The sequence below is a fragment of the Pedobacter sp. GR22-6 genome, assembly GCF_037402555.1.
Classification (GTDB): Bacteria; Bacteroidota; Bacteroidia; order Sphingobacteriales; family Sphingobacteriaceae; genus Pedobacter.
In genome coordinates, this window is sequence record NZ_JBBEUC010000005.1 from 113,614 (window position 1) to 128,748 (window position 15,135).

Genomic DNA, 15,135 nt, shown 5'->3' on the forward strand with positions numbered 1-15,135 from the left:
AATTTTGCACAAATAACCCATACATACGATGACCATACACAAAGAAGGCTATACTACTATTGCATTATCTCTACTCTTCATTTTCGTTCTCAATGCAATAATTGAATACCGTTTTGCAGATATTACCTGGTTAAGATGGTTGGCTTACATTTTTTCCTTGTCTCTTTTCATCATTGTGCTACAGTTTTTCCGTAACCCGGGCCGTTCATTCACTAATGGAGAAAATCTGGTGATCTGCCCTGCAGATGGTAAGGTTGTTGTTATTGAGGAGACAGAAGAAGGAGAATATTTTAAAGATAAAAGACTTCAAGTATCTATTTTTATGTCGCCAGTAAATGTGCACATTAATAGAAACCCGATATCGGGAACCGTTAAGTTTTTCAAATATCACCCAGGAAAGTATCTCGCAGCATGGAACCCTAAATCTTCGACCGAAAACGAACGCACTACTGTCGTGGTAGAGCATAAAAATGGCACCCCTGTGCTATTTAGACAGATTGCCGGAGCTTTGGCCCGTCGTATTGTTTGGTATGTTAAAGAAGGAGATGTTGTAGAGCAGACGAAAGAGTTTGGTTTTATTAAATTCGGATCAAGGGTAGACATTTTTCTTCCTGTGGGAACTAAAGTAAACTTAGAGCTGAATCAAGTCGTGAAGGGCGGTATTACTGTTCTGGCAGAACTTGGGTAAGTCTTTCTGATTTATAAAAAAGGCTCCTTATATAAGGAGCCTTTTTGTTTATAGGAATTTATTGTCCCGTAACCGGATGATCGGTAATCGAGCGTTGAGTAGGATAGGCAAATCCTGACCTGTACTCCCCGACAATTTCCATCAATTTAAAATTCACCTCCTCTTTTACCTTCACGTATCTGCGGTGTTCCATATTGATCACAAGATAGGTGACCTGTATATTTAGCGCAGAATCGCCGAAATTATCAAATGCAGCAGATCCGTCCTTTGTTTCAGGATGCTGCTCCAGGAAGCTCTCAATAGCCGTCAGGATCAACTTTATATCAGTAGACCTCGTCTCATAAGTAATGCCAATGAAAAAGTTCACTCTCCTGTAATTTCTAAGCGTTACATTTTCCAGCACCCCATCGATCATGGCCCTGTTTGGTATGACGATGGTGGTCTTATCAGGACTAATCAGCCAAGTGCTTCTAAACCCAACTTTCTCTATGGTTCCTTCTACACCATCTACTTTAACCACGTCGCCTACAGTAAATGGCTTATCGAGAAAAATGGTGAAAGAACCGATCAGATTTTCCAGGCTTTCTTTAGCTGCCAGCGCTATTGCAATTCCACCAATTCCTAAACCGGTAATTAAAGTGAGTACATTAATTTCAAAGACAAACCCAAGCAACACAAAAAAACCTAAAAAGCAAATCAATGTTTTCGTAAGCTCCTTCAAGAAAGGAACCAATTGATCATCTGCCTTATTATTTGTAAGGCTAGCCCTATGCTTTAAAACGAAAGCGATAAAATCAATGATGCGAAGGATAATCCAGAAAATAGAAAGAATAATCAGGAATAAAAATACCTTATCGAGACAATCTCCAATAGATACGGCGACTTTAGTCTTAGAACGATGCCAAAGAACGATATCAAGCGGATGACTGAGTGTATTAATCGCCAGATAGATGGTACAAAATGAAATGAACGATTCTACCGGCTTCAGCAGTAACCCAACGAAAGTTTCTACGTTAACTTCCTGAGCAAAGCGCCTGAATATTTTGAATAAGGCAAGGCTAAAAAGACGTGAAACCAATTTCTTAGAAAGCAAGCCGAGCAAAATAATGATGACAAACACACCATATTGCCGAACTGTATTCCCCCAAAATATTTCCTTCAAAAATTGATCTTCCATAGCTATACTAATTGTTTCAATGCGATTTCAAATGCGGTTTTTGACAGTTTTGTCCGCAGAGGAGAGTCCTTGTGTATCAATTCCAGGGCCTTATATATCACCTGAGAAGCATCACTAAATATAGCATCGTCGCTCATTTCGACATTTCTTTGCATCAGATAAGCAAATACCCGGGCCATCCCACAGTTAGCAATAAAATCTGGAATTACAGCGACATGATTATCTGCATGTTCCATGATACTTCCGAAGAAGATTTCCTTATCCGCAAAAGGAACATTCGCTCCACAAGCAATTACCTCAAGACCACCCAAGATCAGTTGATCAACCTCCTCTTGTTTTACAAGTCTAGAAGCAGCAGCAGGAACAAATATTTCTGCCCCGATTTTCCAAATCATTTCATTTGCTTCTGGAAAGGGGATTAATTGCTCTGCAACGAGTGTATTTCCTTGCCTGTTATTAAATAGGTTAATGATTTCTTCCGAACTAAATCCTTCTGTCCGAATTAATCCTCCTACACGGTCGATGATCCCAACAACTTTAACACCATTTAGTGCCAGATAATATCCAGCCGCCGCCGCAACGTTTCCCCATCCCTGAATAATTGCCCGCTTACCACGAAGCTCCCCGCCCCAAATGTTATAGAAGTGACTAATAGACTCTGCTACACCATAACCCGTGATCATATCAGCAACTTTGTATTTTCTTTTGATATCCGGAGTATAATTCAAATCCTCCAAGACCTTAGAAACGCCATAACGCAACTGTCCTATCTGATGGATGCGTTCATTCTCTCTAGCTTGATAATGCCCGTTAATAACTCCTTCTTGTGGATGCCATAACCCATAGTTCTCAGTAATTGGTATTACCTCATGAATCTCATCGATATTTAAATCTCCCCCTGTCCCATAATAACTTTTTAGAATTGGCATAACCGCTTTATACCAGCGCTCTAAAACTTGTTTTTTCCTCGGATCCGCCGGATCGAAATTAATACCCGACTTAGCTCCACCAATTGGCGGACCTGATACAGTAAACTTTACCTCCATAGTCTTTGCTAAAGATTCTACCTCACGTTTATCAAGTCCTTTACGCATTCTCGTGCCACCACCTGCTGCTCCACCACGTAACGAATTGATAACAACCCAACCTTCAGCTTCAGACTCCTTATCTTTCCATTCGAAAACAATTTCCGGTCTCTTTTCCTCAAATTTCTTTAACAGTTCTTTCATTTCAATATTTCTAAATTTTCGGAGGTATTGGTTGGCATCAGTATAATACTGATCAACATTACTCCTAAGTTAGTCGCCACAAACTTAGATAAATCCAATGAAGCATTCCCCAATGCTAAAAAAATTATTGAAAGTCCAAACTAACTATTCGGAAATCGAATACATACAAAAAAACCTCCCCAATTGCATTGGGAAGGCTAAAATATTTGAAATAAGAGATTAAACCCTCTTAGATTTGATACGGGCTGCTTTACCGGTCAGTTCGCGTAGATAGAATAATTTCGATCTGCGTACTTTACCGTGGCTGTTTACCTCAATTTTAGCGATATTTGGAGAATTGATAGGGAAGATACGCTCAACGCCAACTCCATTAGACATTTTACGAACAGTAAACGTTTCGTTAGCACCTACGCTATTACGTTGTAATACTACGCCTTGGTAAATTTGAATACGCTCTTTATTACCTTCGCGAATTTTATAGTGAACACTCACTGTATCTCCTGATTTGAATGCAGGAAACTCATTTTTTGCGATTACCTGCTCTTCAACAAATTTTACTAAATCCATGATTTTAAGCTATTAAGCCGACTTTTTGTTATTTAAAATCGGACTGCAATATTAGGAATTTTTTTTTAAAAATAAAAGGGATTTTTATTTTTTTCCACATTCTTTATTATTTCCACAAATTCAAACCCGATCTTCTTCTTTCATTAATTCCCTTAGGCTTTTACATTCGATGCGGTAATTGACCAATCCACCTTCATTTAAACCAAATATCTTCTCCAATTTCCTTACATTATCATAAGGGATATCCCTTGAATCTCGTACTGTCAATTTACGATAATTATGAAAAGTATTAAATGCTATACCTAGTTCTTTTGGGATGATTCTTATTGCTGCCTTATATTCCGGCAAATTCAATTTTTGCATCTCCTCATCAATTTTGTACTTTTTTTGCTCTTTCATGCTTTTATTAGTTTTAGCTCTTTACGAATTATTTCTTTACTAAACATCCCAATCGGCTCCGGATCTCATCCCTTTTTTATAAACTCCCTGAGTGGCTTTGTCCAGATCATCTTATTATACAATTCGCCAGGCCTCAACTCAAATAACTTTTCAAGCAGCACGACCTTTTCATGCGGTATATCCTGGCTGTCATTTAAGAGGATATTTCTGTAATTATGAAATGTGTTAAGCGAAATATCCAGATACTTCGGCAAAAATCTAACGGCCGCCCTATATTCTGCAACCGGTAACTTTAAAAGACAATCGTTAATTTTATATTTTCTGGACTCATGGTCGCTGACAACTATTTTGTTCATCTGCTATTTGGTTATCCTAATTTTATGTATTTTTATCAAAAAAATGCTCATTTATGCATATTTTTTTAAAGCAAAATTACTTAAAATTTTAAGCTTAAACCAAAATATTACTGATTATTTTATGTACTTAAAAAATATTGTTGACGAAATCCTAAAAGATAAAGCCAGATCGCTCAGCTGGTTAGCAGTACAGATGGGGAAAACCTTTGACGGCTTAAAATTAAGTCTGGTTAAAGAATCCTTAAAATACAAGGATATATCAGAAATGGCAAAGATATTAGAAGTAAGCCCAAATACATTTTTTCAGTCAGAACTTCCAACGTATGCCAGTATCGCCACAATGAATTCTTCAGATGACGAAAAGGGAAATACTAAAACCTGCAAGGAACTAGTTGCAGCATTAAAAGATCAAATCAAAGACAAGGAGAAAATCATTTTGTTAATGAGCAAAAATAACTAATCCTCAAGCAGGTCAGGACGTCGCTCTTGCGTACGTCTAAGCGCTTGCTCATGCCGCCATTCATTGATATTTGCTTCATGGCCGCTCAATAATATTTCAGGTACGCTATGCCCCTTCCATTCCGCTGGCCGGGTGTAGATAGGAGCGTCAAGTAAATCTCCCTGAAAGCTATCGGATAAGGCAGAGGTTTCATCATTTAATACCCCTGGTATCAGGCGAACTATAGCATCTACCAACACTGCGGCAGGAAGCTCCCCTCCTGAAAGGACATAATCGCCAATGGAGATCTCTCTGGTGACGTAAATATCCCTGATTCTTTGATCAATTCCTTTATAATGTCCGCACAGTATGATCACATTTGCCTTACCTGAAAATTCATTCGCGATTGTTTGACTGAAAGTTTCTCCATCCGGGCTCATGAAAATGACCTCATCATAATCACGTTCTTTAAAAAGAGAATCGATACAAGCCGCGAACGGCGGAATGGACATTACCATGCCACTACCTCCTCCGTACGGATAGTCATCCACGCTTTTTTGTTTATTGGTTGCGTAATCCCTCAAATTATGAACAACAATCTCCGCTATTCCTTTTTTTTGAGCCCGCTGTAGGATAGAGTGGGCGAATGGGCTTTCCAATAAGCCGGGCAATACTGAAATAATATCAAAACGCATAATACAAAGCTAACATTAATCGTTAAGGTAAACATCTAAGAGACCATCCGGTAAATCGACATTTAGTATTTTATGATCTTCATCGATTTCAACAATAAAATCATCATTCAAAGGAAACATAATTTCCTTGCCCTTATGAGAAACTGCAGCAACAAATTGCTGTGGGTATTCATGAACTTCCGAAATCTCTCCAAGTTCTCCCAAGAGCCGATCCATAGCAACAAATCCTACCAGATCCGTATAAAAGAAATCATCCTCATCTCTTTCCGGCTTCTTAGAAAGGGGTAAATAAATTTTTTTTCTAACCAATAATTGGGCTTTTTCAATGTGATCTACATCATCGAAGTAAAAGTTACCCGTATTGTTTGTGTGAAGTTTATAAGAGGATACAAAGAAAGGGACCATCTTGCCATTAATTTCGGCAAAAACGATGTCCATATCCAATAATTCAGGATCTTCATATTCAAAAAAGACCTGAAGTTCTCCCTTTAGTCCCTTTGTTTTAGTAACGTACCCAATATAAAATGCTTCTTCTATAGTCATTTCCTATTTAATTTAAATAGCAGAATATGCTCCGTTTTTTTTCGCTTTGACCACTGTTAAAAGAAAATAGCGAAGAACTCTTCCAAACTGAAAGGCTCTTCGCTATTTCTTCGAATTTTAAAAAGATTACGCTTTTTCTTCTTCCGCGCCTGTTTCTGCAACAGGTGTTTCCTCTGTTGCAACAGTAGCTTCGTCTGAAGTCTCAGCAACAGTTTCTTCCTCAACTTCTTCTACCACAGGTGCATTTTTGATAGCAAGGGCAGCAGCGCGATCAGCATTTTTCTTTGCTTCAGCAGCTAAAGCAGCTTTCTTAACTTCATCCTTAGATTTAGTCAAGCTGTCTTTTTTACCTTCAATCCGACCATCTTTAGCACTTAACCATTCAGCAAATTTAGCTTCTGCTTGTTCCGCTGTCAATGCTCCTTTTTTTACTCCACCTTCTAAGTGTTTTTTATACAAAACACCTTTGTAAGATAGAATTGCACGACAAGTATCCGTAGGTTCAGCACCTTTGTTTACCCAGTCTAAAGTTTTATCGAAGTTCAGCTCGATAGTAGCTGGATTGGTGTTTGGGTTATAAGAACCTAAACGTTCAATAAATTTACCGTCTCTTGGAGAACGGGAATCTGCTACCACTACATGGAAAAAAGGTTTTCCCTTTTTACCGAATCTTTGCAATCTGATTTTAGTTGCCATTTCTTATTTGTTTTATGTATTCAACATAGTTCCCGGAGCTTCATGCTTGCGGGGTTGCAAAAATAAGTAAAATCCTACTGATTAACAAGATGCAATACCTTTTTATTCTCGAAGAGCTAAATTACGTAAATAGCCCTGAGGTCAGCTGTAACAATTTCTGCTTCAGCACATCAAAACATGAAACTTTATAACTATGCTAGTTACAACCACAAATTCGATAGAAGGAAAAAAAGTAGTCAAGTATATCGGCCTCGTAAGTGGCGAAACGATTATCGGAGCCAATATCTTTAAAGATTTATTTGCAGGAATACGTGATATCGTTGGCGGACGGTCCGGTTCTTATGAGCAAGTACTGAGAGAAGGAAAGGATACCGCAATTAATGAAATGCAGCAGTATGCAGCAGCAATGGGCGCTAATGCAATTATTGGTGTAGACCTGGATTATGAAACCGTTGGCAGCGGCGGCAGTATGCTGATGGTAGCAGCAACCGGAACAGCTGTAATTATCGAATAAAAAAAGGGGCTTAGACCCCCTTTAAAGTGATAATATCTCTACTAGCTTCAGCCACGCAGGACTGATTTCCTTTGCATCAATGTGTTTGATTGCATGGTCAAATGGCGTAAAAATGAGTTCTTTATTGACTAAACCTGCCATTACCCCGGATTTGCCGGCCAGTAGCCCTTCAACTGCGGTAACACCCAACCTGCTTGCCAGCACTCTATCCATGCAGCTTGGCTTTCCTCCACGCTGGATGTGCCCAAGAACGGATACCCTGATATCATAGTTAGGGAATTTTTGTTTCAGAACTTCCCCAACATTAAAGGCTCCTCCCAAATCATCTCCTTCTGCTACGATGATAATTTTAGACGCCTTATCCTTTCGTCCGATTTCCAATCTGGCCACTAATCCCTCCACACCCATATTTGCTTCTGGAATCATGATGGCCTCAGCTCCAACCCCGATGCCACTTCTCAGTGCTATAAGGCCAGAATCCCGTCCCATTACCTCTACAATAAATAACCTGTCGTGAGATTCTGCGGTATCTCTGATCTTGTCCACAGCATTGATTACGGTATTTATAGCAGTATCGTATCCAATGGTAAAGTCTGTTCCTTCCAAATCATTGTCTATTGTTCCGGGCAACCCAATCACTGGAATATCGAACTCGTGAGAAAAAAGGTTTGCTCCAGTAAAAGTTCCGTCTCCTCCAATTACAACGAGCGCATCAATCTGCTTTTCCTTTAATTGCCTGTAAGCTTCTTTCCTTCCCTCAATGGTACGAAATGCATCACTCCTGGCTGTTTTTAAAATAGTTCCTCCACGCTGGATGATATTCGCAACCGACTTCCTGTCCATTTCGATAAAATCACCATTGATCAGTCCCTCATAACCTCTCAAAACCCCGGTTACCTCCAAATCATAATAAATCGCAGCTCTTACTACTGCACGTATAGCAGCATTCATTCCCGGAGCATCTCCTCCAGATGTCAATACACCGATATTTTTAATCTTATTCATTATTTTATTACTTAGCGAACCCCGATGAAACACCACCAAAGGAGCCAATATTCTACATTAATTTTACTTGGTTAAAACGATTAAGCCGTATTTATTCGCAGCACCCCAATTATACACAATATGCATGAGAAATCGGTCAAAATATGAACTCAACTTCTTTAAAATTATAGTTTCGATTTTGTCCACCAGCCGCGATTGTCAATTGCCCGTTACTTGAAACGTCTACAATCTTGCCTTCGAAGATGCCATTATCATCCTTGTAAAGCGCTTTCTGTTCAAATCTATACAACCTATCCAGATATTCCCTAAACAACACATCATAATTACACGCTTTCAAGAGAAAATATTGCTGTTCCATCTGCAGGCAAATTTCACTTAACAACTTTACCAAATCAACATCTTGCTGTAAAATTTCGCACATTGAAATTGCAGCCCCTACTTTTTTTACGTTGAAGTCACGTTGGTTTACATTGATGCCTATGCCAATAATGCTTGTTTTGATCAAATTACCTTGCAGGCTGTTTTCTATCAAAACACCACCCAACTTTCTGTCTCCAAAAAAAATATCATTTGGCCATTTAACCTTAACCCCTTCGGGTAAAAAAAGCTCAAGGGCCTTGTTTATCGCCGTACTAACCGCTATATTCAACATAAATTGGTTAGAAGGAAGCAAAAAAAACGGCCTAAGGAAAATACTAAAAGTTAAGTTTAATCCCGCCCTGGAATGCCACACATTATTTTGTTGACCTCGTCCCGCAAACTGATCATCTGCCATAATAACAGTACCTTCCGGTAGTGGCTCGGAATTTGACACCATCAATTTTAAAAAGTTATTGGTAGAATCAACGGCGGATAATCTGATCAAATTTTGACCAACAAATAATGTTGAAAAAGTATTATTTTGCAAGTGTTGATTGTATATTTGTTTATCAAAATTAAAACATTTTAATGGTAAAAAAGAAAATAGGAAACCTTTCTACATACCTCTCCGAAATAGCCGTCCACGGTATTCAAGAAAAAAAAGGAAACGATATTGTACGTTTAGATTTAAGAGAACTGAATAGCTCTGTTTCCGACTACTTCATCATTTGCAGTGCAAACTCCGCTACCCAGGTAAAAGCCATTGCGGATAGTGTAGAAGAAGAAATTTATAAAAACACCCAAACCAATCCATGGCGTAAAGAAGGGCAGGAAGCTGCTGACTGGATTATCTTGGATTATTTTGACATTGTAGTTCACATTTTTAAAACAGAAAAACGCGAATTTTATGGAATTGAAGACCTTTGGGGCGATGCTCAGGCCACTTCCTACAAAAGCGCATAACCCTCACACCTACATTTTTGATTAACGATGAAAGAGAACCCTAATACAAAACCTAAACTAATAAAAAGAATTCCCAATATTCCAAAGAAGCCACAGAAAGGTTCAAAATTTAACATCTTTTGGGTTTATGCTGCCATTATTTTAGGTCTGATCTTATTACAATTCCTGTTTAGTAGCGAAAGCACCAAGGAAGTAAACTATCCTACTTTTGAGCAGCAAATGCTTATTCCGGGAGACGTAGAAAAGCTTGTTGCTTATAAAAGTGAAGATGTTGTAAAAGTTGAGGTTTACATCAAAAAGGATCGATTAAAAGATCCAAAGTATAAATCTTACGAAACAAAAAATAATTTTGCGCCTTCAACTGGCCCCTTGGTTTTTTTCAAATCGGGTTCCTTTGACGGTTTAAAGGAAGATCTGAAAGAGTCTCAGGCTGGCATACCTAACAATCAGCAGGTAAAAGCTGAATTTGACACCAAACAGAGTGCATTCAATTCTTGGTTTTTCACAGCCATTATCCCAATACTCCTTTTCATCGCCTTTTGGATCTTCATCATGCGCCGTATGGGTGGTGGTGCCGGTGGTGGTGGCGGACAGATTTTCAATATCGGAAAATCCAAAGCAACACTGTTCGATAAAGAAAGCCAGGTAAATGTGACCTTTAATGACGTTGCCGGCCTGGAAGAAGCTAAGCAAGAGGTAATGGAAATCGTTGACTTTCTTAAGAATCCTAAAAAATATACCAATCTCGGAGGAAAAATACCTAAAGGAGCGCTTCTTGTAGGTTCGCCTGGTACAGGTAAAACGCTATTGGCTAAGGCTGTGGCTGGTGAAGCGCAGGTTCCTTTCTTCTCTCTTTCCGGCTCTGATTTTGTAGAGATGTTTGTTGGGGTAGGCGCCTCCAGGGTTCGAGATTTATTCAAGCAGGCAAAAGACAAAGCTCCTTGTATTATCTTCATCGATGAAGTGGATGCAATAGGTCGTGCGCGTGGAAAAAACAGCATGATGGGAGGCAATGACGAGCGTGAGAACACCCTTAACCAACTTTTAGTCGAAATGGATGGATTTGGAACAGACTCCGGTATCATCATACTTGCTGCGACTAACCGCCCGGATGTATTGGATACGGCATTGTTAAGGCCAGGGAGGTTCGACAGACAGATTTCTATCGATAAACCTGATCTGGTTGGTCGTGAGCAAATCTTTAAAGTACACTTGAAACCTATAAAAACTGCCACGGAAGTAGATGCTAAAAAGTTATCTGCCCAGACACCAGGATTTGCAGGAGCCGAAATTGCGAACGTTTGTAATGAAGCTGCACTTATCGCTGCTAGGAAAAATAAGGAAAGTGTAGACATGCAGGACTTTCAGGATGCGGTAGACCGTGTGATTGGAGGGCTGGAAAAGAAAAATAAAATCATCTCTCCAGAAGAGAAAAGAATTGTTGCATACCATGAAGCAGGTCACGCGATAGCGGGATGGTTCCTTGAACATGCAGATCCACTTGTTAAGGTTTCCATTGTACCACGCGGAGTTGCTGCACTGGGGTATGCACAATACCTCCCTAAAGAACAATTCTTGTATACCACAGAACAATTGACCGATGGAATGTGCATGACCATGGGAGGAAGGGTTGCAGAAGATATCGTATTTGGTAAAATCTCTACAGGTGCTCAAAATGACCTCGAAAGAATCACAAAGTTATCCTACGCAATGATTACAATCTACGGTATGAACAGTACTATCGGAAATGTATCTTTCCATGACCCACAGAACGAATACAACTTCAACAAGCCATACTCAGAGAAAACCTCTGAGATGATTGACAACGAGGTTCGTACCTTGATTTCTTCCGTCTATACAAGAACAAAAGACTTGTTGACAGAAAAAAGAGATGGTCTGGAAAAATTAGCCCAAAAACTAATCGAAAAGGAAATCCTTTTCCAGGCAGATCTGGAAGAAATTCTGGGCAAAAGGCCTTTCGACAATCGTACTACTTACGACGAATTTGTAAACGGTACGGGAGATCAAAAGCCTGCGGCCGAAGGATTGTTACACGACGGAGTCGGCGAGACTTCTGATCCAACTACGTCAATTACACCGTCACAATCTGAATCCTAGTAACACAACTTTATGGAACTGCCGTCTGATATCAGACGGCAGAAAATCCATTTTTCTATGCAAGAAAATATCTCCTCTAAAGAGTTAATGTTAAAAAAGATAAGGAAAGCCCTTTTAGAAAAGAGGGACAATCCCTATCCTAACATTGAAGACAGTGTTCTTTATACACCTACAGATGAAATTCCTGAAATTTTATTTGCTGAACAACTCACCGCAGTTTCTGGCAACTTTATTTACTGCGAAAATGGCATCGAATTCATAGAAAATATTCTGCAGCTTGCAGACAAATTTAAATGGAGAAAGATCTATTGCTGGGAACCAGAACTTCAGGAACTCCTTGCCTCATATGAATTTCCATTCTACCAAACCGACAGAGATTTTGAATTTGCAGAAGTTGGGATCACTCTATGTGAGGCGCTAATTGCGCGCAACGGATCTGTAATGGTCTCCAATCAAAACGCAGCAGGAAGAAGATTGAGTATTTATCCTCACCACCACATTGTGATTGCAAGAACGGGGCAATTGGTTATGGATTTAAAAGACGCATTCAAACTTATAAAAGATAAATATAGTGATCAAATTCCCTCAATGATCAGCACCATTACCGGGCCAAGCAGAACCGCAGATATCGAGAAAACACTCGTTTTAGGTGCACATGGACCCAAGGAATTATTTGTGTTTTTAGTGGAAGATTTCTCTTAGCATTTTTATTTGCGATAAAATTATCCTAGATTTATACTGCATACCAAAACAGTCTGCGGTTCATAATGAGCAATAACATAAAGCTAAACTCAGTAATTAGGGGAACAGGCAGCTATATTCCTGACAACATCATATCTGGGAGCTACTTTCTCAGTTCTACGTTTTTCGATAACGGTGCAGTTTTAGATAAAGATATTGCAGACGTTATCAGCAAATTCACAGAAATTACTGAGATCAAAGAACGAAGATATATCGACGAGGATCTTGTCAATAGTGACATTGCAGCAATTGCAGCACAGCGCGCATTAGCAGATGCAAAAATAGATAAGGAAAGCCTTGACCATATCATCTTCTGCCACAACTTTGGAGATGTCAGACACGGAAGTAACCGCATGGATATTTTACCTGCCCTCGCGGCAAAAGTAAAACAGGCTCTAAAAATAGAAAATCCCGACTGTGTGGCTTATGATATTATATTTGGTTGTCCTGGCTGGGTACAAGGAGCCATACAGGCCAATTACCTTATCCAAAGTGGTGATGCAAAAAAAGTAATGGTTATTGGCGCTGAAACCTTATCAAGGATCACGGACCCACATGATCGCGATAGTATGATCTTTTCAGATGGAGCTGCAGCAGTAATTTTTGAAGCGCATGAATCACAACAGGATATGGGTATAATTGCACACAAAACCCAAACTTATGCGTTAAATTACGGCTCTTTACTCGTTATGGGAAATAGCAACAATCCAAATGAGAAGAACGGCAACACTTATCTGAAAATGAACGGGCGAAAGCTTTATGAATTCGCGGTGCTCAATGTCCCTAAAGTGGTGAAAACAGCTATCGATAAGGCTGGGATAGGAATTCATGACATTAAAACAGTGTTCATTCATCAAGCTAATGGCAAAATGGACCATGCCATTATGAAAAGATTATTTAAACTTTACGATCTGGACAGCGTTCCTGAAAACTTAGTTCCTATGACGATATCCTGGTTGGGTAATAGCTCAGTTGCCACCATTCCAACCTTACTTGATCTGGTGAGAAAAGATCTGGTTAAAGGCTATCAAATTAAAAGCGGCGAATATGCCGTATTTGCATCGGTTGGTGCAGGAATGCATATTAACGCATTCGTATATCGTTTTTAATTCACTTAACCCTGCTTAACCCGGATTTTGCCTGAGCTTCTATGCTGCTTTCATAGTCATGTCCTTTCATTTGGATTGCGATGTTATAAAAATCTTTAGCTTTTGAATAGTTCTTTCGTGCTTCGTAGATCTTACCCATCTGAAGCGCCGCATTAGCGGAAAAATAGTACTTTAAGGTTCTACCAGAATCGACCGCATTCTGATAATCAATTAAAGCCTGATCATCTTTTCCCAAACTAGCATTAATTCTTCCCGATCGATAGAAAAATTCCGTGCGATCCCGTCCCTGGATAAATTGGGAAGGGATGAATTTGGCCAGCAGCGAATTGGCCTGACTATAATACCCTCCGTCAAATAACAACCGGGCCTTCAAAAGAACTTTATCCGGAGTTACGTCATTTGCCTCTTTCAAGGCTTGCTTATCCTTTTCTTGGAAAAGATAGCCTTCTTTCCTAACCTTGGAAATAAAGCCATTATAAGCCTCCTTGTCGCCTTTGAGCAAAGAAATCCAAGATAGGTGCAGGTTAGCATCCCTAATGTAATTCACGCCCTTATTTTGCTGTAGAAATCTATTGAAAGATGAGGACGCTGTGTAGTCCAATTTATTTAATTTGACAATGCCCGTTAAAAAATCCAGATAAGGGAAGGGCTGGTAAGCAATGCCACTTGGCCGGCCAGCCAATATTTTTAGTGCCTCATCGTTACTTCCGTTTTTTGCACACACTGATGCCTGTAAGTAAGTTTTAAGCAGGCTTTGATCCGAGATCCTTGCAGTGTACTTCATCGTTTTATCATAGGCCAAAGGACTGTGGGCAATATCGTTGAGCACAAATACATAATAAAATACGACCTCTTCGTAAAAGGCTTCATATTTGGATTTCGGTAGATTTTCCGCCAGCTGATCCAACATACCGATACCAACACCCATATTACCCTTAACTCCAAAAGTAGCCAATGCACTTTTCAATATACCATCGGGCAAATTACCCAAAAACGCATTGATTAACCCAATACCTTTAAGATTCAGATGAAATCCTGGAAATTTCTTTTGGTTCTCCAGCAACAGGCTATGTGCCCTCTTGATTTCTCTGGCGGCAGTAAAATATTCTTCATAACGGCCTCTGATTAGTGCCCATTGGAGGTTAATCTCTGCCTGAGCATATAAATAGTACGGTGAGTTTTTATCTCCTTCGGAGATCAGGTCCAAACGTCTTGATTTATATTTCTCCAACCTTTCGAATTCATCCTTACTATCAGTTGTCAACAAATAGAAATAATCTGTGTAATTTTCCAAAAGAGGAATCATTCCATTGGAGGGATTTACTTTCTTTTCATTGGCAATCAATTGCCTGGCTGAATTCAATTTCAACTCAAAAATGGACTGATAAGCCTTAAGACAATTTGCGTTAAAATCGAAAGATGCAAAGAGATGCATCGGAAAGATCACCATCAGAAAGCCAACGAAGTATCGCCTGTAGTTTTTACTCATATTAATTTTTGTTTCAACAGCAATATTCCTTCCAAAATAAGCACAAA

General features: G+C 39.4%; 18 protein-coding genes. 7 read left to right on the forward strand and 11 right to left on the reverse strand.

The genetic code is table 11. From position 1 onward, the window contains the following. Window positions 1-28 precede the first annotated feature (28 nt). The gene (locus WAE59_RS21145; protein ID WP_337857983.1) at window positions 29-688 is read left to right on the forward strand and encodes a phosphatidylserine decarboxylase family protein; all 660 of its coding nucleotides are present in this window, start codon (window positions 29-31) and stop codon (window positions 686-688) included. Window positions 689-746: 58 nt separating this feature from the next. Here the strand turns inward: WAE59_RS21145 and WAE59_RS21150 are convergent, their stop codons facing one another. From WAE59_RS21150 to WAE59_RS21170, 5 genes are all read right to left on the reverse strand, one after another. Continuing rightward, window positions 747-1,865 carry a mechanosensitive ion channel family protein gene (locus tag WAE59_RS21150; RefSeq protein WP_337857984.1) on the reverse strand — a complete coding sequence of 373 codons (1,119 nt, stop codon included), beginning with the start codon at window positions 1,863-1,865 and terminating at the stop codon, window positions 747-749. Between the two features lie 2 nt (window positions 1,866-1,867). Further along, window positions 1,868-3,094, reverse strand: a complete 1,227-nt coding sequence (locus WAE59_RS21155; RefSeq protein ID WP_337857985.1) for a Glu/Leu/Phe/Val dehydrogenase dimerization domain-containing protein — start codon at window positions 3,092-3,094, stop codon at window positions 1,868-1,870. A 219-nt stretch (window positions 3,095-3,313) separates the two neighbouring features. Beyond that, complete coding sequence (gene rplS / locus WAE59_RS21160) at window positions 3,314-3,661, reverse strand: 50S ribosomal protein L19 (protein WP_131593363.1); 348 nt, start codon at window positions 3,659-3,661, stop codon at window positions 3,314-3,316. A 120-nt stretch (window positions 3,662-3,781) separates the two neighbouring features. Next, complete coding sequence (locus tag WAE59_RS21165) at window positions 3,782-4,060, reverse strand: hypothetical protein (protein ID WP_337857986.1); 279 nt, start codon at window positions 4,058-4,060, stop codon at window positions 3,782-3,784. A gap of 65 nt (window positions 4,061-4,125) precedes the next feature. Beyond that, window positions 4,126-4,416, reverse strand: coding sequence for a hypothetical protein (locus WAE59_RS21170; protein ID WP_337857987.1), 291 nt, complete (start codon window positions 4,414-4,416; stop codon window positions 4,126-4,128). Between the two features lie 43 nt (window positions 4,417-4,459). Between WAE59_RS21170 and WAE59_RS21175 the strand changes: the two genes are divergently transcribed. After that, complete coding sequence (locus WAE59_RS21175; RefSeq protein WP_337857988.1) at window positions 4,460-4,876, forward strand: hypothetical protein; 417 nt, start codon at window positions 4,460-4,462, stop codon at window positions 4,874-4,876. Here WAE59_RS21175 and trmD read toward each other — a convergent pair. The 3 genes from trmD to WAE59_RS21190 all read right to left on the reverse strand — a co-directional run bounded on the left by trmD (window position 4,873) and on the right by WAE59_RS21190 (window position 6,789). Beyond that, on the reverse strand, window positions 4,873-5,550 hold the full coding sequence (gene trmD, locus WAE59_RS21180) for a tRNA (guanosine(37)-N1)-methyltransferase TrmD (RefSeq protein ID WP_337857989.1): 678 nt from the start codon (window positions 5,548-5,550) through the stop codon (window positions 4,873-4,875). The genes WAE59_RS21175 and trmD overlap by 4 nt on opposite strands. 15 nt (window positions 5,551-5,565) lie before the next feature. Beyond that, entirely contained in the window at window positions 5,566-6,093 is a 528-nt protein-coding gene (gene rimM, locus WAE59_RS21185; protein WP_337857990.1) for a ribosome maturation factor RimM, read from the reverse strand. A gap of 126 nt (window positions 6,094-6,219) precedes the next feature. After that, entirely contained in the window at window positions 6,220-6,789 is a 570-nt protein-coding gene (locus WAE59_RS21190; RefSeq protein ID WP_337857991.1) for a 30S ribosomal protein S16, read from the reverse strand. Between the two features lie 193 nt (window positions 6,790-6,982). Between WAE59_RS21190 and WAE59_RS21195 the strand changes: the two genes are divergently transcribed. After that, window positions 6,983-7,303 carry a heavy metal-binding domain-containing protein gene (locus tag WAE59_RS21195; protein WP_337857992.1) on the forward strand — a complete coding sequence of 107 codons (321 nt, stop codon included), beginning with the start codon at window positions 6,983-6,985 and terminating at the stop codon, window positions 7,301-7,303. Window positions 7,304-7,324: 21 nt separating this feature from the next. Here WAE59_RS21195 and pfkA read toward each other — a convergent pair whose 3' ends face one another. Then, complete coding sequence (gene pfkA / locus WAE59_RS21200) at window positions 7,325-8,308, reverse strand: 6-phosphofructokinase (RefSeq protein WP_337857993.1); 984 nt, start codon at window positions 8,306-8,308, stop codon at window positions 7,325-7,327. A 136-nt stretch (window positions 8,309-8,444) separates the two neighbouring features. Beyond that, complete coding sequence (locus WAE59_RS21205; RefSeq protein WP_337857994.1) at window positions 8,445-9,215, reverse strand: biotin--[acetyl-CoA-carboxylase] ligase; 771 nt, start codon at window positions 9,213-9,215, stop codon at window positions 8,445-8,447. A gap of 41 nt (window positions 9,216-9,256) precedes the next feature. Between WAE59_RS21205 and rsfS the strand changes: the two genes are divergently transcribed. The 4 genes from rsfS to WAE59_RS21225 all read left to right on the forward strand — a co-directional run bounded on the left by rsfS (window position 9,257) and on the right by WAE59_RS21225 (window position 13,599). Continuing rightward, complete coding sequence (rsfS, locus tag WAE59_RS21210; RefSeq protein WP_337857995.1) at window positions 9,257-9,631, forward strand: ribosome silencing factor; 375 nt, start codon at window positions 9,257-9,259, stop codon at window positions 9,629-9,631. Window positions 9,632-9,658: 27 nt separating this feature from the next. Continuing rightward, window positions 9,659-11,749 (forward strand): ATP-dependent zinc metalloprotease FtsH, encoded by a 2,091-nt coding sequence (ftsH, locus tag WAE59_RS21215; protein ID WP_337857996.1) that lies wholly within the window; start codon window positions 9,659-9,661, stop codon window positions 11,747-11,749. 57 nt (window positions 11,750-11,806) lie between these two features. Beyond that, window positions 11,807-12,451 (forward strand): LutC/YkgG family protein, encoded by a 645-nt coding sequence (locus WAE59_RS21220; RefSeq protein WP_337857997.1) that lies wholly within the window; start codon window positions 11,807-11,809, stop codon window positions 12,449-12,451. A gap of 65 nt (window positions 12,452-12,516) precedes the next feature. Beyond that, the gene (locus tag WAE59_RS21225; RefSeq protein ID WP_337857998.1) at window positions 12,517-13,599 is read left to right on the forward strand and encodes a 3-oxoacyl-ACP synthase III family protein; all 1,083 of its coding nucleotides are present in this window, start codon (window positions 12,517-12,519) and stop codon (window positions 13,597-13,599) included. 1 nt (window position 13,600) lies between these two features. On the opposite strand, the gene WAE59_RS21230 is transcribed toward WAE59_RS21225, so the two are convergent. Next, window positions 13,601-15,088 (reverse strand): tetratricopeptide repeat protein, encoded by a 1,488-nt coding sequence (locus WAE59_RS21230; protein WP_337857999.1) that lies wholly within the window; start codon window positions 15,086-15,088, stop codon window positions 13,601-13,603. Between the last annotated feature and the right edge of the window lie 47 nt (window positions 15,089-15,135).